Below are 21,732 nucleotides of genomic sequence, written 5' to 3'. Positions count from 1 at the left end.
CACCCTGTCCGGCTCGTGCACCGACATGTACCGGTGCGGTGCCGGCCTGCTGCACTCGGCGCAGGCCGCCGGGCGGGTACGGCCGGACTTCACCGCCGAGGATCTGTTCGACGTCATCAGCGCCGCGTCCTGGGTGCGGGAACGCTCGCCCGCCGGCCGGGACGGCAGCACCCGGATGCTGGCTCTGTTGCTGGACGCGGTCGTCACGGACAGTTCCTGATGAACCACCCCGTATGATCATGTTTCGATCCAAGGTTCGCTTTAGAGCCCTACTGTCACAATCCATTCCGTCCGAGCCTCTTGGCTGGTGGAAGCGTGAGGGAGCGCGATTGTGTCGGTGGGGCCGCATGGGCATACGGCTGAGAACAGCGCCCGGGAACCGCGTCTTGGCGCACAGCCGGTGACCACCGGTCACCACCGGGGAGCATGACCGGTGACCCGGCACGGATCCGCCGCGCTCTCCCGCGTCGGGAGCCGTCCCGACGCCACCCGCGCGGTCGGACGCGGGCATCCGGTCGGATGTTGTCGGCGACATTGAGATGTCGTCGGCGACATCGAGCGGATGCCGGCGGCACGGAGCGGGTCATCGCGCGGCCCGGTGAACTCCTGACGGCCGGCGGCACGGGCCGGGCGCGGCCGAGCTAAGACTCGTTCCCGCCCCTCCCGAGGACCACGGGAATCCGCGCCGGCGGCCCACGCCCACCGCGTCGAACTCCGCCCGGCACCGGCCGGACCGTACACACGAAACCATCCGGACCACCCGGACCGTCCGACGGCATTTCCAGGCACAGCATTCCCAGGCACAGCGCTCTCCGCGAACGCATTCTTCGAAAATATCTCCACATATTTTATCGACGAAACGGAGTTCTCATGTATTCTCGCAGGAATTTTCTCACCCTGTCGGTGGGCTCACTGGCCGCGTTCGGCCTGGGCTCGAGCCTGGTGGCCTGCGCGGACGACTCCTCGCCGGGCGATGGCGGCGGGACGCCGAAGAGCGGCGGCAGCATCACCTTCGCCACCACCGCCGAGCCCGACAGCTGGGACCTGCACGTCTCGGTCTCCACCCTGTCCGCGTTGACGCTGCGCGCCGTGTACGACTCGCTGGTGTACCAGAAGGCGGACGGCACCTTCGAACCGTGGCTGGCGAAATCCTGGGAGATCTCCGACGACGGCCTGCGGTACTCGTTCGTGCTGCGCGACGACGTCACCTTCCATGACGGGACCGCGTTCAACGCCCAGGCGGTGAAGGTCAACTTCGACCACATCGTGGATCCGGCGACGAAGTCCAGGAACTCCAAGACCCTGCTCGGCCCCTACGACCGGACCGAGGTCACCGGCGACTTCACCGTGGTCGTGCACCTGAGGTCACCCTATTCGCCGCTGCTCGGCGCGTTGAGCAGCACGTATCTGAGCTTCCACTCGCCCGCCGTGCTGCGCGCCAATCCCGCCGACATCGCCTCGGGCGGCAAGTTCCTGGTGGGAACCGGGCCGTTCGTGTCCTCGTCGCTCACCCCGGGACAGAACGCCGTGTTCACCCGCCGCCCGGGCTACCGCTGGGCGCCGGCGTCGGCGGCGCATCCTGGGGAGGCCTACCTCGACCAGTACGTCATACAGTTCCTCGCCGACGACGCCGCCCGGGTCGGCGCGCTGACCTCGGGGCAGCTCGACGTGGCCGACCAGATCCCTGCCACCAGGCTCGCGCAGCTGCGCGGCCAGCCGAACATCAAGCTGGTCAGCCGTGAGACCGTCGGATCGCCGTTCACCTATTCGCTGAACACCACCAAGGCCCCGTTCACCGAACGGGACGTGCGTATCGCGTTCCAGTCCGCCGTCGACACCGAGGCGATCACGCAGGGCCTCTTCCAGGGCACCTACACCAGCGGCCGGTCCGTCCTGACCTCCTCCACCCCGGGTTACGACAAGTCGGTGGAGCAGATCTGGGGCTACGACAAGAACCGTGCGATCAGCACGCTGGAGAAGGCCGGCTTCACCACTACCGACAGCGAGGGCTACCGGACCCGTGACGGGCAACGGCTGAGCGTAACGCTGGCCTTTGCCGCCTCCTTCACTACCGAGGAGCAGCGGAACTACCACACAGCGTTGAAGGACGCGGTCAAGCAGGTCGGTTTCGAGGTCGTCCTGCGCCCGCTGGACACTCCGTCGATCGTACAAACGTTTGCCTCGGGCGACTACCACCTGGGGTCTGGCGCGCCGTCGGCGATCGACGGCTCGATACTGCGCACGCTGTTCTACTCCAGCCAGTTGCCGGGCGTCGGCGGGGCGAACGCTGCCAGGGTCAACGACCCGGAGATCGACGGCTGGTTGGACGAGGCGCTGCGCACGCGCGACGTGGCGGGCCAGAACGCGCTGTACGGCAAGGTGCAGCGCAAGGCCCTCACCGAGGCCTACGTCCTGCCGACCTTCGTGTCGAAGCGCACCTACGGTGTGCAGCAGCGGGTGCAGGGTTTCGAACTGGGCGCCGGGAACCTGCCGGTGCTACCGGACGTCTGGGTGGGCTAGGCCACCGGCCGGCCCGGCTCAAGGATCGCTTTAGAACCGGATGTCAGCATCCGTGCGGTACCCGCGGCGTGTCCCGCGAGAAACGGAGGAGCGAATGTCGTCAGATCTGGGTGGACGCGAACTGCACCTCAGCGTTCACCCGGTGGCAGCCGGGCACCATCCGGGGGCGTGGCGATGGCCGGGCGCGGATCCGCTGGCGTTCTCCCGCATCGAGGGCTACCTCGAGGTGGCGCAGGTGGCCGAGCGTGGGCGGCTCGACTCCATCTTCCTGGCGGACGTCCCGGGCCTGCACGCCGACATCGATGACTATCCGCAGCTCAACGGCCTCGAGCCGACACTGATCCTGACCGCGATGGCAGTGGTCACCGAACGGATCGGACTGGTCGGCACCGCCTCGACCACGTTCAACGAGCCGTTCAACATCGCCCGCCGGTTCCGGGCGCTGGACCTGATCAGCCATGGCCGGGCCGGCTGGAACGCGGTGACCACCTCGGGCCCCCGCGTCGCCGGCAACTTCGTCGCGAACGAGCCGAGCAGCCGCGCCCGCTACGCCAAGGCCAAGGAGTTCGTCGCGATCGTGCTCGACCTGTGGCGCAGCTGGGCTCCGGACGCGCTGGCCGCCGACGTGGCATCCGGGCTCTACGCCGACATGTCGAGGATCCGGCCGATCGACCACCACGGTGAGTTCTTCAGCGTGCGGGGGCCTCTGAGCCTCCCGCCGTCCGAGCAGGGCTACCCGGTGCTGTACCACGCGGGCGTCTCCGACGACGTGCGCACGCTGACCGCGCGCACCGGCGAGGCGATGTTCACGGCCGTGGTCGACATCGACACGGCCCGCGCCGAGCTGGACGTCGTCCGGTCCCGGGCGGTGGCCTTCGGCCGCCCGGCGGACGCGGTGCGCTTCCTGCCCGGGCTGGTCACCTCGGTCGGCGGCACCGAGCGGGAGGCTCTCGAACGACGCCAGGCCCTCGACGAGCTGTCCGGCACCCGCGGCGCGGTGCGCGGGCTGGCCGCGCAGCTCGCGCTGAACCCCGACGACCTGGAGCTGGACCGGCCGGTGCCACCCGCCCTGCGGGGCAGGCTGCACGCCGTCCACGGCCATGCCCGCCCGGCCGCACGCCGCGCCCTGGAAGGGCAGACGGTACGGGACATCATCCGGCGTGGCGGCGGTGGCGGCCACGTCGTGGCCGTGGGTGACCCCGAGCAGGTCGCCGACCTGATCCAGACCTGGTTCACCGCCGGCGTCGTGGACGGGTTCACCCTCATGCCGGACGTCACCTTCGACGGGCTGCCGGCCTTCGTGGATCACGTCGTGCCGGTCCTGCGCCGCCGCGGCCTGTTCCGCTCGGAGTACCGGGGAAGGACGCTGCGCGAGCACTACGGGCTGCCGATCCCGGATGTCGCCACCCGCCGGCCGCTGGCGAAGGCGTTGTGATGGTCGCCCTCTCCATCGTCGACCAAGGCCCGGTCTCCGCGCAGACCAGCCCTGCGCAGACCATCGGCCACTCGGTCGAGCTCGCCCGGCTGGCCGAGGAGATCGGCTACACCAGGTTCTGGGTGGCCGAGCACCACGGGGTACGCAACATGGCCTTCGCCGCCCCGGAGATCCTCATCGGTCACATCGCGGACCGCACCAGCCGGCTGCGGGTGGGCTCCGGCGGCATCATGCTGCCCAACCACACGCCGTTGCACGTCGCGGAGCAGTTCCGGACCCTCGAGGCGCTGCACCCGGGTCGGATCGACCTGGGCCTGGGCCGCTCCACCGGCACCGGTGACGATCCCACCCGCGACGCGCTGCTGCGCTTCCCCGACGCGCTCGACAGGTTCGGCGAGCATCTGCGGCAGCTGCTCGGCGTCGGCGGCCGGGTGCCGCTGGACCCGGACGACCCGTACCGGGAGCTCATCGCGTCACCGGCCGGTGTGCCGTTGCCGGCGGTGTTCCTGCTCGGTTCCAGCGTCAGCAGCGCCGAGCTGGCGGCACGCGCCGGGCTCAGTTACGCCTTCCTCTGCGTCAACCAGGATCCGGAGGTGGCCGCCCGCGCGCTGCGCCGCTATCGCGCGTTGTTCGCCCCGGCCGAGGATGGCGACCGGCCGCTGGCACTCCTGGCCACCCGGATCTGGGTCGGGGAGAACGACGAGCACGGGGAGGCGCTGGCCTCGCCCGAACGGCTCGCCGTGCTCGACTACCTCACCGGCGACCCGCGTCCGCTCGAGCCCGTCGAGCGGGCGCTGGCCCGCCGTCTCACCGATGCCCAGCTCGCCGCCCGCGACAAGCTGGACTTCCGCGGGGACGTGGTCGGCGGCGTCGACCGGGTCGCCAGCCGGCTCGCCGAACTCGTCGAGGCGAGCGGGGCGGACGAGGTGATGGCCATCTCCAACATCCACAGCCCGGAGGACCGCCGGGACTCCTTCCGGCGGCTGGCCGTGGCCGCCGGGCTGTGTCCGGTGCCGGTGGGCCACTGAGCGAGCGAACCGGCGGGCCGGTGAGCGCAGCCCCACCGGCCAGGGCCAGGACCACGGCGTGACGGGCGTACCGTCCCAGCCGGGCAAAAAATCTGATCAAGAAAATCGGAGCTCTCATCCATGTGCACCCGCAGGAACTCTCCTGCCCTCTCAACGGTCTCCCCGGCCGCCGGCCCGGTGACGGCGGGCCTTACGACCCGCGCCACGACCCGCACCACCGTCCCGGCGCGGCGCCTGCCCGTCCGCCGGGAAATCCGGGTGAGCTGACAGGTGTACAGCTCGTTGCCCCGGTTCCTGCTACGCCGGGTCCTCACCGGGGTCGTGGTGCTGTGGGGCGCGGTGACGGTGACCTTCTTCGCGGTGAGCGCGGCCGGCGGCGATCAGGTGGACGCGATCCTCGGCCCGCAGGCGGCGAACCTCCCGGGCCTGCGCGCGCAGGTCGCCGCGGAGTACGGGCTCGACCACCCGCTGCCGATGCAGTACCTCGATCGCCTGGCGTCGCTGGCCACCGGCGACTTCGGCCGCTCCTACCAGCGCAACGAGCCGGTGACCAGGCTGCTTGCCAGCCAGATCCTGCCGACCCTGGAGCTGGCGCTGAGCGCGGCCGTGATCGGCCTACTGCTCGCGCTCGTCGCGACCGTCATCACGTCGGGCCGGGGCCGGATCGTACGGACGGGCACGTCGGTGTTTGAGGTGCTCGCGGTGGCGATCCCGCCGTTCTGGCTCGGCATCCTACTGCTGTCGATCTTCTCGTTCAACCTGCGCTGGTTCCCCGCCTTTGGTTCCCACGGCGTGTCCGGCCTGGTACTGCCCACGCTGGCGCTGGCGATCCCGATCTCCGGTGTCCTCGCGCAGGTGATGCGCCAGGAGCTCGAGCTGGTCGAGGGCAGGCCGTTCGTGCTCAGCGCCCGCGCCCGCGGCCAGAGCCGGCTCGGCCTGCTGCTGCGGCACACCCTGCGGCACGCGCTGCTGCCGGCCACGACGATGTCCGCCTGGGTGCTCGGCACGCTCGTCGGCGGCGCCGTGCTGGTGGAGAAGGTCTTCTCCCGGCCCGGTCTCGGCACTGTGCTGGTGAACGCCGTGCAGCACCGTGACACGCCGGTGGTGTCGGCCGTGGTGATCATGGCCGCGCTCATCTTCGTCGTGGCCAACACCCTGGCCGACACGCTCTACCCGGTGATCGACGCGCGGCTGCGGGAAGCGAGCCGGGCATGAGCGCTACGACAGCGGCCTTCGACGCGGCCCGGCCCCGGTGGCGGGCCACCCGTGGCTCGCACACACTGCACGCGATCAGCACGCTGGCCGTAGCCCTGATCGTCGCATTGCTGCTGTTCCCCGGTGTCTTCGCGCCCTACGCGCCGGACACCAACGACGTGCGGCACACCTTCTCCCCGCCGAGCTCGACGCACTACCTCGGCACCGACCAGCTCGGCCGGGACGTCTACTCGCGGCTGGTCTACGGCGCCCGGTACTCGGTGACCACCGGCCTGGTGGCCACCGCGATCGCGGTCGCGGTGGGCTCGCTGGTCGGCCTGACCGCGGCGGCCGGCAGCCGGCTGGCCGACGCGCTGATCATGCGTCTGACCGACGTCTGGCTGGCGTTCCCCGAGGTGCTGCTGGCGCTGCTGGTTATCGCGCTCATCGGGACGGGCTCGACGCAGATCGCGGTGGCGATCGGGGTGGCCGCCGTGCCCTACTACGGCCGTCTCGTGCGCGGGCAGGCACTCGCCGTGACAAAAGCCGAATACGTCGAGGCGGCGAAGATCCTGGGCGTGCCCGCGTGGCGGTACGTGCTGCGCCACGTCCTGCCCAACGTGGGCGGGCCGGTCGTGGTGCTCGCCTCGCTGGGGACCGGGAGCGCCATCGCCGCGGCGGCGGGGCTGAGCCTGCTCGGCCTCGGCCCCCTGCCACCGACTCCGGAATGGGGCGTGATGCTCGCCGAGGGACAGACCTATCTGGCGAACGCCTGGTGGATCGCGGTGTTCCCGGGACTGGCCATCGTCGTGGTCGTCCTCATCTCCACCATGCTCGGCCGCAGCCTGCAGGCAAGGAGCCTGCGATGAGCGACCGGCGGGCAGACCGCCTACCCATGAGCGGCCGGCGGGCAGGGAGGCTGCGATGACCCTGGTCGAGGTTGCCGGGCTGGAGGTCTCCTTCGGCCATGAGCCTCCCGTGGCGCGTGACATCTCGTTCACCATCGAGGACGGTGAGTGCCTGGCACTGGTCGGGGAGTCGGGTTCGGGCAAGAGCGTCACCGCCCGGACACTGCTTGGTCTGGCCGGCGAACGCGCCCGGGTCCGGGCGCGCACCCTGCGCGTCGGCGGCGCGGACGCCAGGAACTTCTCCCATCGTGACTGGCAGCGGCTGCGCGGGAAGTCGGTCGGCATGGTGCTGCAGGACGCGCTGGTGTCCCTGGATCCGCTGCGCCGGATCGAGGACGAGGTGGCCGAGTCCATCCGGCTGCACCAGCGGGACGGCACCCGTGCCGAACGACACCAGCGCGTTCTGGAGGTGCTCACCGAGGTCGGCGTCCCGGAGCCGGAGCTGCGCAGCCAGCAGTACCCCCACCAGCTCTCCGGCGGGCTGCGCCAGCGCGCCCTGATCGCCTCCGCCGTGGCGACGCGGCCCGACCTGGTCATCGCGGACGAGCCGACCACGGCGCTGGACGTGATCGTGCAGCACCAGATCCTGCGGCTGCTCGAAGAGATCAAGGAGCAGGGCCGGGGCCTGCTGCTGATCAGCCACGACCTGGCGGTGGTCGCGAAGCTGGCCGACCGGATCGCGGTGATGCTCGACGGCCGCATCGTCGAGACCGGGCCCACCGAGCGCATCGTGGGCAGCCCCGAGCACCCCTACACCAGGACGCTGCTCGGCATCGCCCGCGGCCGGCGCGCGCAGCGCCCGCCCTACACCGGCGGGCAGACCCTGCTCGACGTCGACGGGGTGACCAAGGACTTCGGCGAACGCCGTGCCGTGGCCGGGGTGTCGCTGACCCTGCGGGCGGGCGAGACGGTGGGCCTGGTCGGCGAGTCCGGCTCCGGCAAGAGCACGCTGGCGCGGATGGTGATGGGCCTGACCGAGCCCGACGAGGGGCGGATCCTCCTGCGGGGGCAGCCCTGGTCGGGCACGCCGGAACGCGCCAGGCGGGCGCAGCGGCGGCACATCCAACTGATCCAGCAGGATCCGCAGGCGGCGTTCGACCCCCGCCACACCGTCGGGCGCATCATCGCCGAGGCGCTGCCCGGCCAGCGCGGCGCCCGCCGCCGGGCCCGGGTCACCGACCTGCTGGCCACGGTCGGGCTCGACGCGCATCTCGCCCGCCGCCGTCCGCACCAGCTCTCGGGCGGGCAGCGGCAACGGGTGGCGATCGCGAGGGCACTCGCCCCACGGCCCGAGGTACTGATCTGCGACGAGCCGGTCTCCGCGTTGGACGTGTCAGTGCAGGCCCAGGTGCTGGACCTGCTGTCCGAGCTGCAGCAGCGCCTGGGCATCGCCCTGCTGTTCATCACCCACGACCTCACCGTCGTGGAGCAGACCAGTGACCGCCTATTGATCATGAAGGACGGTGAGATCGTGGAAGAAGGGCTCACCAAGGCGGCGTTCGAGGAGCCGCAGCACCCCTATACGAACGCGCTGCTGCAAGCCGCTCCGCGCCTGCCTGGCTCGCCAACCGCCCCGAAAGGCGAGCCGCGGTGAACCGCATGCGGACAAAAGAGGGCCGTCACAAGCGCGGCGAGCGCATCCTCGACACGGCGTCCGCGCACCTGTCGCGACTCGGCTACAAACGCATGACCGCAGACGACGTCACACAGGCTGCGCAGGCGGGGTAAAAGCACAAAGAGAAGGACCCCGGACCACCGCCAGGACGGTTGCCCCGCCAGGCGGTGAACCGGGCCCGGAGCCCTTCCCCTCGTTGCGTGGAACGTGGAACTCGTGCGCGGATGCCCGTCAGCCGAGGGTCGCCAGGGCCTCGTTGAAGGTCTTCGACGGACGCATGACCGCCGCGGCCTTGGCAGCGTCGGGCTGGTAGTAACCCCCGATGTCGGCCGACGAGCCCTGGACCGCGATCAGCTCGTCGACGATGGTCCGCTCCTGCGCGGTGAGCGTCTTGGCGAGGCCGGCGAACGCCTCCGCGAGCTGCGCGTCGTCGGTCTGCGTGGCCAGCTCCCGTGCCCAGTAGAGCGCCAGGTAAAAGTGGCTGCCACGGTTGTCGATGCCGCCCAGGCGGCGGCTGGGCGACTTGTCCTCGTTGAGGAAGGTGGCGGTCGCGCGGTCGAGGGTGTCGGCGAGCACCTGGGCGCGTGCGTTGCCCGTCGTCTGCGCGAGGTGCTCGAAGCTGACCGCCAGCGCGAGGAACTCGCCCAGGCTGTCCCAGCGCAGGTAGTTCTCCTTGAGCAGCTGCTGGACGTGCTTGGGCGCGGAGCCGCCGGCGCCGGTCTCGAACAGGCCGCCGCCGTTCATCAGCGGGACGACCGAGAGCATCTTGGCGCTGGTGCCGAGCTCGAGGATCGGGAACAGGTCGGTCAGGTAGTCGCGCAGCACGTTGCCGGTGACCGAGATCGTGTTCTCGCCGCGGCGGATCCGCTCCAGGGAGAACGCGATCGCGTCGACCGGCGCCAGGATCTCGATCTGCAGTCCCTGGGTGTCGTGCTCGGGCAGGTACGCCTTGAGCTTCTCGATCAGCTTCGCGTCGTGGGCGCGGTTCTCGTCAAGCCAGAACACCGCCGGGTCGCCGGTGGCCCGGGCGCGGGTGACGGCGAGCTTCACCCAGTCCCTGATCGGCGCGTCCTTGGCCTGGCATGCGCGGAAGATGTCGCCGGCGGCGGCCGCCTGCTCCAGGACCACGGTGCCGGCCTCGTCGACGAGCCGCACCGTACCCGCGGTGGGGATCTCGAAGGTCTTGTCGTGGCTGCCGTACTCCTCGGCCGCCTGCGCCATCAGGCCGACGTTGGCCACCGAGCCCATCGTCGCGGGGTCGAAGGCACCGTTGGCGCGGCAGTCGTCGATGACGACCTGGTAGATGCCGGCGTAGCTGCTGTCGGGGAGGACCGCGAGGGTGTCCGCCTCCTGGCCGTCCGGGCCCCACATGTGACCGGAGGTACGGATCATGGCCGGCATGGAGGCGTCGACGATGACGTCGCTGGGCACGTGCAGGTTGGTGATGCCACGGTCGGAGTCGACCATCGCCAGGGCGGGGCCGTCGGCCAGCTCAGCCTCGAAAGAGGCCTTGATCGCCGCGCCTTCGGGCAGCGGTTCCAGGCCCTTGAGGATACCGCCGAGCCCGTCGTTGGGGGTCAGGCCCGCCGCGGCGAGCGCCTCGCCGTAGACGGCGAACGTCTTCGGGAAGAAGGCCCGCACCACGTGGCCGAAGATGACCGGGTCGGAGACCTTCATCATCGTGGCCTTCAGGTGCACCGAGAACAGCACGCCCTCGGCCTTGGCCCGGACGACCTGCGCCGCAAAGAACTCACGCAGCGCGGCCACGCGCAGGACGGAGGCGTCCACGACCTCGCCGGCCAGCACCGGCACGGACGCACGCAGGACGGTGGTGCTGCCGTCGTCACCGGCCAGTTCGATGCGCAGCGAGCCGTCCGTAGCGATGATCGCCGACTTCTCGGTGGAGCGGAAGTCGTCGGCGTCCATGGTGGCGACGTTCGTCTTCGAGTCGGAGCTCCACGCGCCCATCCGGTGCGGGTGGGTCCTGGCGTAGTTCTTCACCGACGCGGGGGCGCGACGGTCGGAGTTGCCCTCGCGCAGCACCGGGTTGACGGCACTGCCCTTGATCTTGTCGTAACGGGCGCGGATCTCCCGCTCCTCGTCGGTCCTCGGGTCGTCCGGGTAGTCCGGCAGCGCGTAGCCCTGCTGCCGCAGCTCGGCGATCGCCGCCCTCAGCTGCGGAATCGAAGCCGAGATGTTCGGCAGTTTGATGATGTTCGCTCCGGGCGTCCTGGCCAGCTCACCGAGCTCGGCGAGCGCGTCGTCGACGCGCTGGGCCTCCTGGAGACGCTCGGGGAAGCTGGCGATGATCCGCCCTGCCAGGGAGATGTCACGGCTTTCGACACTGACACCGGCCGCCCGGGCGTACGCCTGGACCACTGGCAGGAACGAGTACGTCGCCAGGGCCGGGGCCTCGTCAGTGTGCGTGTAGATGATGGTCGAATCAGTCACCGATACTCCGCTTCACGTCTGCTTCGTCTGGGTATCAAGATATGTCTTGATCGCCTCCGCCGCCTTGATCGCGGGCACGGGCGTGTGCTGATAGTCGCCGACGAGCCGACGAGCCGACGAGCGTCGGCGCACTCGCGGTGGCGGTGGCGGTGACGATGGCGATGATCTGGACGCAACCTGCCTGCCGGGCTGGCAGCGCGATAGGTGACGCCCCGCACCCGGGCGAGTCCAAAAATCACAGATCTTATGATCTTATGATCCGGTTACCCGTCGCGACGAAACGTTACGCGGAAAGTCTCATTGCCAGGTAAGCCCTACCGGCGTATTAACCACCGCGCGTCTTCCCGCCGGCGCCGGCTGGGATGCGCAGGCCCGGTACGCCTTCGTTACGCTCTGGCCTTCAAGAAGCGGGGTCGGCACGACAAGACCCGGCATATAGTCGCTCAGGCCGCCGGGATCAACTCCCGTGTCGGTCATCCAGTCGATCGCCACCCCGAATGTTGCCGAACGAACCGTTCCCGGCCCCTGATTCGTGAAGGTGAAACCGGACAGAAGTCCGCGAATCCGATGTCAGGGCGACGCCCAGTTTCAAATCTTGATGACGGTGACCCGCCCCCCACACAACATCATGAGATCCTCGGGATCCGACGTGAGCACGGTGACGGGGCCGGGGGCAGCAAGCGCGGTCGCGCAGACCATCGCGTCGATCGCGTACGTGTGACCGTGCAGACCCACCTCATCCAGCAGAACGGCCGCGTGGCGGGCAAGGGGTTCGGTGACGGGCTCGACCACGAGCCGGGACAGCGTCCACTCGAAGGCGGGACGCCTGATAGGCGGGTGGACCACCTCAACCAGAGTCACCGCGCTGGTAATCACCCGCATGTCGTCGGCGCGGGCCAGCGCGAGCCATCCAGTGACGTCACGGTCCCTCTGGACGGCCTTGGCGAGTCCTTCACCGTCCAGGACCAGGGTGCCGCCCGGTACGGCGGCCGGACGGGTCACGCCGCGTGCGGGCCGGAAGGGCGCTGCTGCCGGCGGGCCTGCAACAAGGTGTCCCGCCTGGCCTGGATCTCCTCGTCTCCGATCGGCCCGTGGCCGGCTTCGGCGACCGCGATGAGCTCGTTGAGGTTGTCGCGTTCGATCTGACGGGCGACGGCCGCGGCGACGTAGGCGGACAGACCCGAGGGGCCGCTGCGGGTGCGGGCGGCTTCGGCGATGTCCCGGGGCATCGTGATCGAATACTTCCGGGTAGGCTCACTCATACTTCTTATCCTACCGTGGATACTCCCGAGTCTCGACGGCTCACAGCATGGTGACGAGAGGCCAGGAGCCCGAACCCGCTCAACATCACCCGACGGCGATGACCCGCTTCCGTCGTCGCTGCGGACCACATCCTCGGGCTGCGCAACGAGCCCACAATGAGCCGTGCGGGACACTGTGCCGCGACAGCCCGTGTATGGGTCGCGCGCTTTCGCGCCTGGTCCGGGGCGCCTGGGGGGTCTTGCGGGCGCGACGGGCCCGGGCATGCCACCGCATCCCTCAGCGACGAACGAGTAACACTTAATGCCCAACGCATCAACATGATGCACACTTCTCTGTGCGATAATTGGCCAAATAGATTGTTTACACCATAGTCACGGTATTACGGTCTGCCTGGTTGACCGGCTGGTGGGGAGGACCGTTCCCGTCGTCGGCGACCTGTGGGGAGGGTGTCGCTGATCCTCGGGGGGAACATGCGTCTTGTCCATGCCGCCGATGTCCATCTGGACAGCCCGCTGCGGGGGCTGACCCGGCTCGGCGACAGCGACCTGGCACATCTGCTTCGCCAGGCCACGCGTCGAGCGCTGGAGAACCTCACCGACCTGACAGTCGACCGACGGGCAGACGCGTTGCTACTCGCCGGCGACATCTACGACGGCAACTGGCGGGACTACGCGACCGGACGGTTCTTCGTAGAGCAAATGGCGCGACTCCACGACGAGAAGATCCCGGTCTTTATGATCGCGGGTAACCATGACGCGGAGAGTGAGATCACACGGGCCCTGATCCTGCCGCCGAACGTCACCGTCTTCGCCTCCGATCAGGCCGGGACGGGCACCGTCGAGGAGATCGGTCTGGCCGTGCACGGCCAGAGCTATCCCACCCGCGACGTGTACACCAACCTGGCCCGGGCCTACCCGAACGCGATTCCCGGAATGGTCAACGTCGGGCTCCTGCACACCGCGGTCGAGGGGTCCGAAGATCACGCGGCCTATGCGCCGTGCACCGCCGACGACCTCGCGCGAACGGGCTACGACTACTTCGCCCTCGGCCATGTCCACGCCCATCGGATCGTCCGTGACGGTGAGCATGTGGCCGCGTTCAGTGGCAACCTTCAGGGTCGCCATCCTCGGGAGAGCGGTCCGAAAGGCGCGCTCGTCGTCGAGGTGGAACCCGGCCGGGCAGCGATGATCAGCCATGAGCCGTGCGACGTCGCCCGCTGGGCCACGCTGACCATCGACGTCACGCCATGCCACACGCTGGAAGACGTCCTCACCCGCGTCACCGGGGAACTCGGGGCGACGCGCCGTGAAGCGGGAACCCGACCGGTCGTCGCCCGGCTCGTCCTGGTGGGCGCCTCACGGACCGCCGCCGGCCTCACCGACGACGAACGCCTGCGCGAGGAGCTCGCGACGGTCGCCGCCAGCCTGGACGTGTCCATCGAGAAGATCCTGGTTCGCGCGGTGAGCCCAGAGCAGCCTGCGTCCGTTGACCCGGAGCTGATGGCCGCCATCCACGCGGCGGCCGACGACCTGGCCAAGAACGCCGACCTGCTCGCCGCGCTCATCGGGCCGCTGGAACGCGAGGTCGGGCGGCCCCTGCGGGCCGCGGATCTGCTCGACCTGAGAGACCCGGGCGCTCTGGTCGACCTCGCGCGCCGGGCCGGCGTCGGTCTGGTCGCGCGGCTCGTCGGTGATGAGGACTGATGCGGATCCGATCATTCAACCTGGACCGTTACGGCGCGTTCGAGGGGCGCGACCTGGAGTTCGGGCCAGCGCTCACCCTGGTCGTCGGCGCCAATGAGGCGGGTAAGTCAACGACGTTGGAGGCCCTGTCCGACCTGCTGTGGGGTTATCGACGGGGGCATCAGGACTTTACCTTCGCCGTGGGCACACTCAGCCTCACCGCCCGTCTCGACCTGTCCGACGGCAGCGAGGTGGAGATCCGTCGCCGTAACACCGGCCTGGCCACCAGCCCCGACGGCCATCCGTTCGAACCCGTGTGGGGGCAGGGCGGCCCCGGCGCGCATAAGCGATGGCGGGATGCGTTCGGCCTGTCGCACGCGGGACTGCGCGAAGGCGGCGACAGTGTCTTTCACGGCACGGGGGATCTGGCGGAACTCGTCTTCACGGCCCGCAGCGGACGTGCCGTGCGCACCCTGGTGTCGAATCTGCAGGCCGAGATGGACGGCCTCTACAAGCAGCACCGCGGCAGTACCAAGGCGCAGGTGCGTGCGGCGCTGATCAACTACGACCGTCTTAGCCGCGAGGCTGATTCGTCGATGACCCGGGCGAAGACCGTGGCTGACGCGCGGGACGAACGGACGCGACGGCAGCGGGCGGCGGACGCGGCGGCGGCCCGTCTGGCCTCCGCCATCGCACGACACACCCACGCAGACCAGTGGCGGCGCGCGCTGCCGGATATCCACAGGCTGGCCGGGCTGCGTGCAGAACGCGCCCGGCTGCTCGCCGACGGCCTCGTGCTGCGCCCCGAGCAGATCGACGCGTACGAAACCAACCAGCGAGAACTCGACGCGGCGACCGGCGAGGTCGAGCAGCTGACAGCAGCCCTCGCCACGCAGGTTCACGAGCGCGAGTCGTTGACGGTCGACGACGCCATCCTCGCCGATTCCGCCGCTATCACCCGACTGGAACGCCAGGCCGGAGCCCGCTCCTCAGACGCCGGCCTGGCCCGACAGGGCGAGATCGAGGCCGAATCCCTGTTCGGCGAGGCCAGAACGCAGCTGCTCGGACTCGTCGGACCGGGCGACCAGCGGTCGGCCGAGGAGCTTCTCACCGCCCTGTATGTGCCGGTCGATCTCGCGGCCCAACTCGATGAGCTGGCCACCCGGATCGGCGAGCTGACCGCGGACCTGGCGTGGGCGGACGACGCGGTGACGGCTGCTCTGGCCAGGCAGCGGGCGTCCGCATCGGCCGTGCCGGCCCTCGACGCGGCGTCGATCAGGCTGATGCGCGAGGTCATCATGGTGATCCGGGCGGAGGGGTCCGCTTCGCTGCGGCTCCGTGAATCCGTGGATAGCGCCGCGGCCGCGTACCAGGACCGCCGCGAGGCATTGCGCCGGGCGGGTGCCCGAGACGCCGACGGGCCGCCACCTGCGGCACTGACCAAGGATGCTGTGCGGCTCGCCCGGGAGCGCCTCACGGACGCTGAGACCGCCCAGGCTCATAGCGGGAACGAACTCACCACCGCCGAACAAGATCTGGAACGGGCCCGTCAGCGGCTTGCCACGACCGACGGACAGAACCTGCCGGACCCGGCCATGCTCGTACGGATTCGGGCCGAACGGTCGGATCTGTGGGACCGGCTGGTCCGGGCCGCGGCGGACGGGCTGACCCGTTCGCGGGCCGAGGAACTCCTTCCCTCGCTCGCCAGCGCGGTGCGCCGCGCCGACGAGATCGCCGATCAGCTGATCAGCCAGGCCAGGTTCGCCGCGAAACGTGCCCAGCAGCAACGCGACCTCGCCGACGCCGAGACCCGGCATCGGGCAGCGCGGAACGCCCGCTCGACCGCCGACGACGCGATGGACCAGGCGCGGCAGGGCTGGGGAGCCTTCTGGAACGATCTCGGGCTTGCGACACCCGTGGTGGACGAGGCCGACGAGGTACGCCGGGCCCTCGACGAAGCCCAGCAGGCGCAGACCGCCCTGCTGGCCGCCGAACGCCGCATCGCCGGCCTGACCGGCCAGGCCGACGCCCAACACGCCACCCTGGCAGAGGCACTCGCGCAGCTGGGACACTCGTATCCAGGCGCGGATCTCGACAGTCTCCTGGTAGCGGCCGACCAGATCCTCGCCGACGATGATGCCGCCCGAGAGGCGCGGAACAGCGCAGCCCTGCACGCACGCAGCACCGAGGACGCCCAGCACGCCCGAGGGGAAAAGGCCGGCGCCCTGCTCATGGCCGAGCAGCGGTGGGACACGCTCATCCACGATGCCGCACTTCCATCGACGATCAGCTCTGCGGGCTGGGCGGAGCGTCACGCGGTCCTGACCCAGGCGGTAGCCACCCACGACAACGGGATCCAGGCCCGCAAGGATGCGGTCAACGCCCGGGCACGCGTCGACGCCTTCACCGAAGCAGTAGCCGCATTGGCGGTCCGCCACGGCGACGGCGGGTTCGACGAGGACTCCCCAGCCGAGGTCCTCCACCGACTCGTCGACCAGGTGAGGACCAACCGCGACGCTCAGGCCTCCGCCAAGGTGATGGACAGCGCCATCGCCGGACTCACCGAACAGATCGAAGCGGCCCAGGCTCGGCGGGCGGAAGCAGCGAACCGTCTGGACAAGCTGCGGGACGAGGTGGGCCTACCGGCGGACCAGCCGTTCCACCCAGTCGTCGAGCGCAGCCGAGCCGTCATCGTAGCCACTGCCGAGGAGAGAATCACCGAGAACGTGATCCGGGCCGCCGCACCAGACGACGAACTGGAAACACTCGTCAAGGAACTCGCCGAACGTGACGAGCGCGACCTGCAACAAGAGCTCGCCACCGCGCGGGAAGATCGGGATCAATACTCCACCGCCCACGACCAGGCGCGCAGTGAGCTCGGCGAGATAGACGAGCGGCTGCGTCAGCTTCAGCGCGGGCCCGGCGCGAGCGAACTGCACGCCCAGGCACAGGAGTATCTCGCGCTGGTCGCCGAAGGCGCGGAGCGGTATCTCATCGCCCGGTTCCAACATCACATTCTGCGCGGCCAGCTCGAAGCCTACGAACGCCGGCATGCATCTCCGCTGCTCGTCGAGGCCGGCCGCCTGCTCGAACGCCTCACCGAGGGGTCCTATGTGGCGCTGCGCGCCGTAGACCGCGGAGACAACCAACGGTTCCTGCGGGCCGTCCGAGCCGACGAGGAGGAAAGGGAACCCGTCGAGCTTTCCGAGGGCACCGCCGACCAGGTCTTCCTCGCCCTGCGGCTGGCCGCGATCGACCAGCTGCAACGCGACCGGGTCGCCCGCGGCGAGGTACCTCTCCCGGTCGTCCTCGACGACGTGCTGATGACGTTCGACGACCGGCGTGCCGCCGCCGCTCTCCGGGTCCTGACGGAGCTGGCCCGGAACTGGCAGATCATCGTATTCACCCATCATGAACACCTCGCCGAGATCGCGGAATCCGTCGGATCGGCCTCTCCGGCGGCCGTGGGACCGGACTCTGGCGGATCTGTGCGGATCAGCCGCATGCCAAGCGCGAACGTGCCGCTGGGTACCCGCGAAGCCGACCGGATCCGGGCCTCGGTGACCGCTGCCGCCGACGGAGAGGATGACGCCGGCGCACTCGGCCGGGCCACCGTGCCGACGGTCGCCCTTGGACGGCCGCCGAGAGAGCCGGGCCGGGCGGCCACCGCCTCCACCTACGACCCGGCGGCCGTGCGCACCTGGGCGCGCGCGCACGGATACGACGTGGGAGACCGGGGCCGCATCGCCAGCGACATCCTGGACGCCTTCCAACACGCCCAGGGTGTCTGAGACCCCACCAGACGACCTCAGGCAACCCGACCGTGATCCCGCGTGACACGGCAGATGTCAGGTCGCCACAATTACCCCACGTCCCCTGGTCCTCGGGTCGGACCGACTGACGACGAGCCCGCCACACGATCCAGATCAGCTGACCGATGCCTGGCCACCGCTACGCCGTGAGAACTACGGCAACCGGCGACGACAGGTGGCTGCGGACACGCATGAGCTTTGATCCCCCGCCGCCGTGTCAGCCGCACCGACCGGCCCGCACGAGCCGCGCCACGGCCGTCTTCCGCCGGGGACGGCATTCCCCGCACTGAGCCGATGCCGCTGCGGGTGCCGCGCCCGGATCGTGACATGTACCGCAGGCAGGCTCTACGGTCCGCGACGTTCCTGGTCGGTCGCGGCGAGGCGGTGGGCGTCATCAGAGAGACCGGCTCGGGCAAGTCGACCCTGGCCCGCGCGGTGGTGGGCCTGGTCAAGGCCGCGGGCGGCACGGTCGTCATCGCAGGCCACGAGGTCACCAGGTTCTCGAAGCGGCAGTGGCGCGACTTTCGTCGGCGTGGCCTCGTGCAGCACGTCTTCCAGGACCCGCTACGCAGCCTCGACCCCGACTGGACGATCGGGACGTCGCTGGCCGAGCCTCTCCTCCTACAGGGTCGGGCGACCCGCAGCGAGATCGACGAGAAGGTGCGCACCTATCTCGCTCGGGTCGGGCTCGACGCGGGCCTGCTCACGCGGTTTCCCGGCGAGCTTTCCGGCGGCCAGCGTCAACGGGTCGCGGTGGCCCGCGCGCTGGTCACCGAACCGGTACTGCTGATCCTCGACGAGCCGGTCAGCGCCTTGGACTCGGCCAACCGGGTACACATGCTCGGCATCCTGAACAGCCTGCGCTCCGCCGGTGTCGCGCTGGTGTTCATCTCGCATGATCTCGGCTCGGTCGCCGGTATCACCGACCGGGTCCTCGTCCTCTACCACGGTTCGATCGTCGAGATCGACACGACTGCGACCGTCGTGAACAGGCCGCGTCATCCTTACACCCGGCTGCTCGTGGAATCCGCCCCCACACTGGCGACCGGGGCGGTCGACCGGGCCCGGCGCGCCGCCGCCACCACACAGTCGCAGATCCTCTCCAGGGAGACATGTCATGACGAGACGGCAGCTCAAGCTCGGCCTCCGTGTGTACGGAGTGGGTGGTCCCGGCCAGCACAGCCTGCGGGCTGTCCTCCCCCTGGACGTTCCTGGCCCACGCCACCGCCCGGACGTCACGGATCCGCCTCGGCACCGCCATCACCGTCCTGCCGCTGGAGAGTCCGATCATGCTCGCCGAGGACGTCTCGGTCGTGGACGCGCTCAGCGGCGGCCGCGTCGAGCTGGGCGTCGGCAGTGGCTACGGAGCCGACGAGTACGCGGCATTCGGTGTCGACCTGCAACGCAGGCGCGAGCTGACCACCGAGGCGCTCGATGTGGTGACCCGCGCCCTGGCCAACGAGCCGGTCGGAACCGACAGCTTCACGATCCAACCGCCGGCAGGTGACTTCAGCGACCGCATCTGGCAGGGGGTGTTCAGCCGTGAGGGTGCCGTGTTCGTCGCCCGCGGCGGATCGCGCCTGCTGCTCAACCGGGCGACGTACGGTTACGACGAGCCGACCGACGAGGTGCAGCGCCGCTGGGCGGACGCCTTCCTGAAAGAGTGCTCCAAAACCCGCGAACCGCGTATCGGCCTGTCGCGGATGCTCTTCCCGGCCAAGGACAGGCGTGCTGCGCTGGCACAGCGCGAGGAGGGGACGCTGCACGCGGCGGAGCTCCTCGTCGAACGCGGCCAGTTCCCCGCAGGCCTCGACCTCGAAGGTTACCTGCGGCGCCTGCACTCCTTCCATGGACATCCCGACGAGATCACCGCGCAGCTGCAGGCGGAGCGGGTGCTGCCCGTCGCGACGGACCTGATCTGCCAGTTCAACCCCGGCGTTCCGGATCAGGACGCGGCGATCCGCGCCCTCGAGCTGATCGCCACCGAGATCGCGCCCGCGCTCGGCTGGCGGCCGGCGGCCGAGCCCACCGACCAGGCGACAACCACGCCGACCCCCGCGCACCGAGCCGAACCCGAAGGACCACCCTTCTTCGAAAATCTACAATCTTGAACGATCAAGGAGTTCGATGCGGCATAGATCGCCAGCGGCTTGAACCGTCCGTCACGACCCGCTATGACAAGATCGCCATTCGCTGTGAAGCAGCGATCGCCATCACCACGGTCAACGAATGACTCCGACAGCCGACTTTTCACACACCCTTGACATCACCAGCACAGGAATCTGCGTCCGACAGGATTTACACCCCACCTGCGACGCGATCCCGGAGCCCGGGAAAGAGAAAGGGCTGCCTCATGCCATGATCATTCCCACGATGAGGTCAGGAGAGCCTGAAAAAGACATCCCCTGCTGCGCGTGTCGACGCCCGAACAAATTACCCCACAGATACCAGTTGCGTTCGGCCCGGAGCGCGCATGTGCGGGGGTGGGGAAAATGGCCCCTCGTCGGTGGTGGAAATGCCCGGATAAGCGACTAAACTCGTACACATGTTCGAATCCAAGGTGGGCTCGACTGCTCCGGCCACTGCCGCTGCGGCGGCTGTTCCGGCCGCTGCCGGTGTGGGGGTGGGCTGCTGTGTGTCCGCCGGCCTGCCCCCGCTCGAAGCCTGCGACGCGGACGGCTGTCTGACGGTGATGACGGTGCTGGTCCGGGAACGCGCCCGGGTGGACGCGCTGCTCATCCGCGCGCAGGCCCGGTTCGCCGCCCTCCGACACACCCCACCGGTGTCGGATGGTCCGGCCGGGATCGGTTTCGCCGCCGAGGAGATCGCCGCCGAACTACACCTCTCCCCGGCCGCCGCCGCAGCCCAGCTGGACCTGGCCGTGACCCTAGCCGGCCGGCTGCCGGCCACTCTGGCCGCGCTGGAGGCCGGTGTCATCGATCTGGGCCGGGCCCGTGCCGCCGTCGAGGCCACCACCGCCCTGTCCGCCGCGCAGACCGCCACCGTGGAACAGAAGGTCCTGGCTCGCGGCGGGCGGGCCGGCCACAGCCTGTTCCGCCAGGCGCTGCGCCGCGCCGTCCTCGCCGTCGACGCCGCCGGAGCCCGCCGCCGGCACGCCCAGGCCCGCCGGGAGCGGCAGGTCAGGGTCCGGCCGGCGGATGACGGGATGGCCGAGCTGTGGGCGCTGCTCCCCGCCGCCGACGCCCAGGCCGCCTACCAGCGCCTCGACATCCTCGCCCGCCGCGCCGCATCGTCGGACGACCCTCGGGGCATGGACGCCCGCCGCGCCGACGTCCTCGTCGACGTGCTCCTCGGCCGCGACCACGGCACCGACGTGGCCGTGGAGATCGGGGTGCTCGTCCCGGTGACCACCCTGGCCGGGGTGGCTGACAGCCCCGGGGAGCTCGCCGGGTACGGGCCGATTCCCGCCGCCACCGCCCGCGAACTGGCCAAGGAGGCGACCTGGCGGCGGATCCTGACCGACCCGGTGAACGGCCAGGTCGTCGATGTCGGCCGGCGGTTTCCCGCCCCGGGGCTGGCCCGGCTGGTCCACGCCCGGGATCGGACCTGCCGGTTTCCCGGCTGTCGGAAACCGGCCCGGTTCTGTGACCTGGACCATGTCCGGCCCTACACCGCCGGTGGGCCGACCGTGGAGGGGAACCTGCTCGCGGTCTGCCGGCGGCATCATCGCGCCAAGCACGTCGGGGGGTGGACGGTGACACCGGCCGCCGGCGGGACGGCGGCCTGGACCGCCCCGACCGGACGGGTCTACCGCACCGTGCCCGAACCGTGGGAGGACCTCGGCCGTCCCCCACCCACAACCC

At 70.1% G+C, this 21,732-nt stretch carries 15 protein-coding genes and 2 pseudogenes; 14 read left to right on the top strand and 3 right to left on the bottom strand.

The annotated features are described in order from the left end of the window. The 9 genes and pseudogenes from CV1CTNOD_RS10275 to CV1CTNOD_RS25615 form a co-directional block, all read left to right on the top strand. A pseudogene (locus tag CV1CTNOD_RS10275) lies at positions 1–220 on the top strand (TetR/AcrR family transcriptional regulator); the annotation flags it as partial. Positions 221–870: 650 nt separating this feature from the next. Next, positions 871–2,520 carry an ABC transporter substrate-binding protein gene (locus tag CV1CTNOD_RS10270; protein ID WP_131785891.1) on the top strand — a complete coding sequence of 550 codons (1,650 nt, stop codon included), beginning with the start codon at positions 871–873 and terminating at the stop codon, positions 2,518–2,520. A gap of 94 nt (positions 2,521–2,614) precedes the next feature. Next, a complete protein-coding gene (locus CV1CTNOD_RS10265) occupies positions 2,615–3,955 on the top strand; it encodes an NtaA/DmoA family FMN-dependent monooxygenase (RefSeq protein WP_131785890.1) in 1,341 nt (446 codons plus the stop codon). Continuing rightward, positions 3,955–4,983: an LLM class flavin-dependent oxidoreductase gene (locus CV1CTNOD_RS10260; RefSeq protein ID WP_131785889.1), complete on the top strand. Its 1,029-nt coding sequence runs from the start codon at positions 3,955–3,957 to the stop codon at positions 4,981–4,983. Before CV1CTNOD_RS10265 ends, CV1CTNOD_RS10260 begins: the two co-directional genes overlap by 1 nt. Before the next feature lie 120 nt (positions 4,984–5,103). After that, positions 5,104–5,250 (top strand): hypothetical protein, encoded by a 147-nt coding sequence (locus CV1CTNOD_RS25620; protein ID WP_207386317.1) that lies wholly within the window; start codon positions 5,104–5,106, stop codon positions 5,248–5,250. Between the two features lie 3 nt (positions 5,251–5,253). Next, on the top strand, positions 5,254–6,198 hold the full coding sequence (locus CV1CTNOD_RS10255; protein ID WP_131785888.1) for an ABC transporter permease: 945 nt from the start codon (positions 5,254–5,256) through the stop codon (positions 6,196–6,198). Then, positions 6,195–7,046, top strand: coding sequence for an ABC transporter permease (locus CV1CTNOD_RS10250; RefSeq protein ID WP_131785887.1), 852 nt, complete (start codon positions 6,195–6,197; stop codon positions 7,044–7,046). Before CV1CTNOD_RS10255 ends, CV1CTNOD_RS10250 begins: the two co-directional genes overlap by 4 nt. A 55-nt stretch (positions 7,047–7,101) precedes the next feature. Then, on the top strand, positions 7,102–8,679 hold the full coding sequence (locus tag CV1CTNOD_RS10245) for a dipeptide ABC transporter ATP-binding protein (protein WP_131785886.1): 1,578 nt from the start codon (positions 7,102–7,104) through the stop codon (positions 8,677–8,679). Further along, a complete protein-coding gene (locus CV1CTNOD_RS25615) occupies positions 8,676–8,813 on the top strand; it encodes a hypothetical protein (RefSeq protein WP_207386316.1) in 138 nt (45 codons plus the stop codon). The genes CV1CTNOD_RS10245 and CV1CTNOD_RS25615 overlap by 4 nt, the downstream gene beginning before the upstream one ends. A gap of 118 nt (positions 8,814–8,931) precedes the next feature. On the opposite strand, the gene CV1CTNOD_RS10240 is transcribed toward CV1CTNOD_RS25615, so the two are convergent. From CV1CTNOD_RS10240 to CV1CTNOD_RS10230, 3 genes are all read right to left on the bottom strand, one after another. Next, positions 8,932–11,151, bottom strand: coding sequence for an NADP-dependent isocitrate dehydrogenase (locus CV1CTNOD_RS10240; protein WP_131785885.1), 2,220 nt, complete (start codon positions 11,149–11,151; stop codon positions 8,932–8,934). Positions 11,152–11,739: 588 nt separating this feature from the next. Continuing rightward, positions 11,740–12,153 carry a type II toxin-antitoxin system VapC family toxin gene (locus CV1CTNOD_RS10235; protein WP_131785884.1) on the bottom strand — a complete coding sequence of 138 codons (414 nt, stop codon included), beginning with the start codon at positions 12,151–12,153 and terminating at the stop codon, positions 11,740–11,742. After that, a complete protein-coding gene (locus tag CV1CTNOD_RS10230) occupies positions 12,150–12,413 on the bottom strand; it encodes a CopG family transcriptional regulator (RefSeq protein WP_131785883.1) in 264 nt (87 codons plus the stop codon). Before CV1CTNOD_RS10230 ends, CV1CTNOD_RS10235 begins: the two co-directional genes overlap by 4 nt. Before the next feature lie 447 nt (positions 12,414–12,860). Between CV1CTNOD_RS10230 and CV1CTNOD_RS10225 the strand changes: the two genes are divergently transcribed. The 5 genes and pseudogenes from CV1CTNOD_RS10225 to CV1CTNOD_RS10205 all read left to right on the top strand — a co-directional run. After that, positions 12,861–14,117 (top strand): metallophosphoesterase family protein, encoded by a 1,257-nt coding sequence (locus tag CV1CTNOD_RS10225; protein ID WP_242606567.1) that lies wholly within the window; start codon positions 12,861–12,863, stop codon positions 14,115–14,117. Then, complete coding sequence (locus tag CV1CTNOD_RS10220; RefSeq protein ID WP_131785882.1) at positions 14,117–17,887, top strand: AAA family ATPase; 3,771 nt, start codon at positions 14,117–14,119, stop codon at positions 17,885–17,887. The genes CV1CTNOD_RS10225 and CV1CTNOD_RS10220 overlap by 1 nt, the downstream gene beginning before the upstream one ends. 315 nt (positions 17,888–18,202) lie before the next feature. Continuing rightward, positions 18,203–18,985, top strand: a pseudogene (locus CV1CTNOD_RS27310) (ABC transporter ATP-binding protein); the annotation flags it as partial. Positions 18,986–19,056: 71 nt separating this feature from the next. Continuing rightward, positions 19,057–20,019 (top strand): LLM class flavin-dependent oxidoreductase, encoded by a 963-nt coding sequence (locus CV1CTNOD_RS10210; protein WP_131785881.1) that lies wholly within the window; start codon positions 19,057–19,059, stop codon positions 20,017–20,019. 434 nt (positions 20,020–20,453) lie between these two features. Further along, the coding region (locus CV1CTNOD_RS10205) for an HNH endonuclease signature motif containing protein (protein ID WP_131785880.1) at positions 20,454–21,732 on the top strand (1,279 nt) is incomplete at its 3' end.

It is taken from the genome of Protofrankia symbiont of Coriaria ruscifolia, from assembly GCF_900634745.1.
Taxonomy (GTDB): Bacteria; Actinomycetota; Actinomycetes; order Frankiales; family Frankiaceae; genus Protofrankia; species Protofrankia californiensis.
Note: the sequence above shows the minus strand (reverse complement) of the source record. Positions and strands in the feature narration are given on the sequence as shown.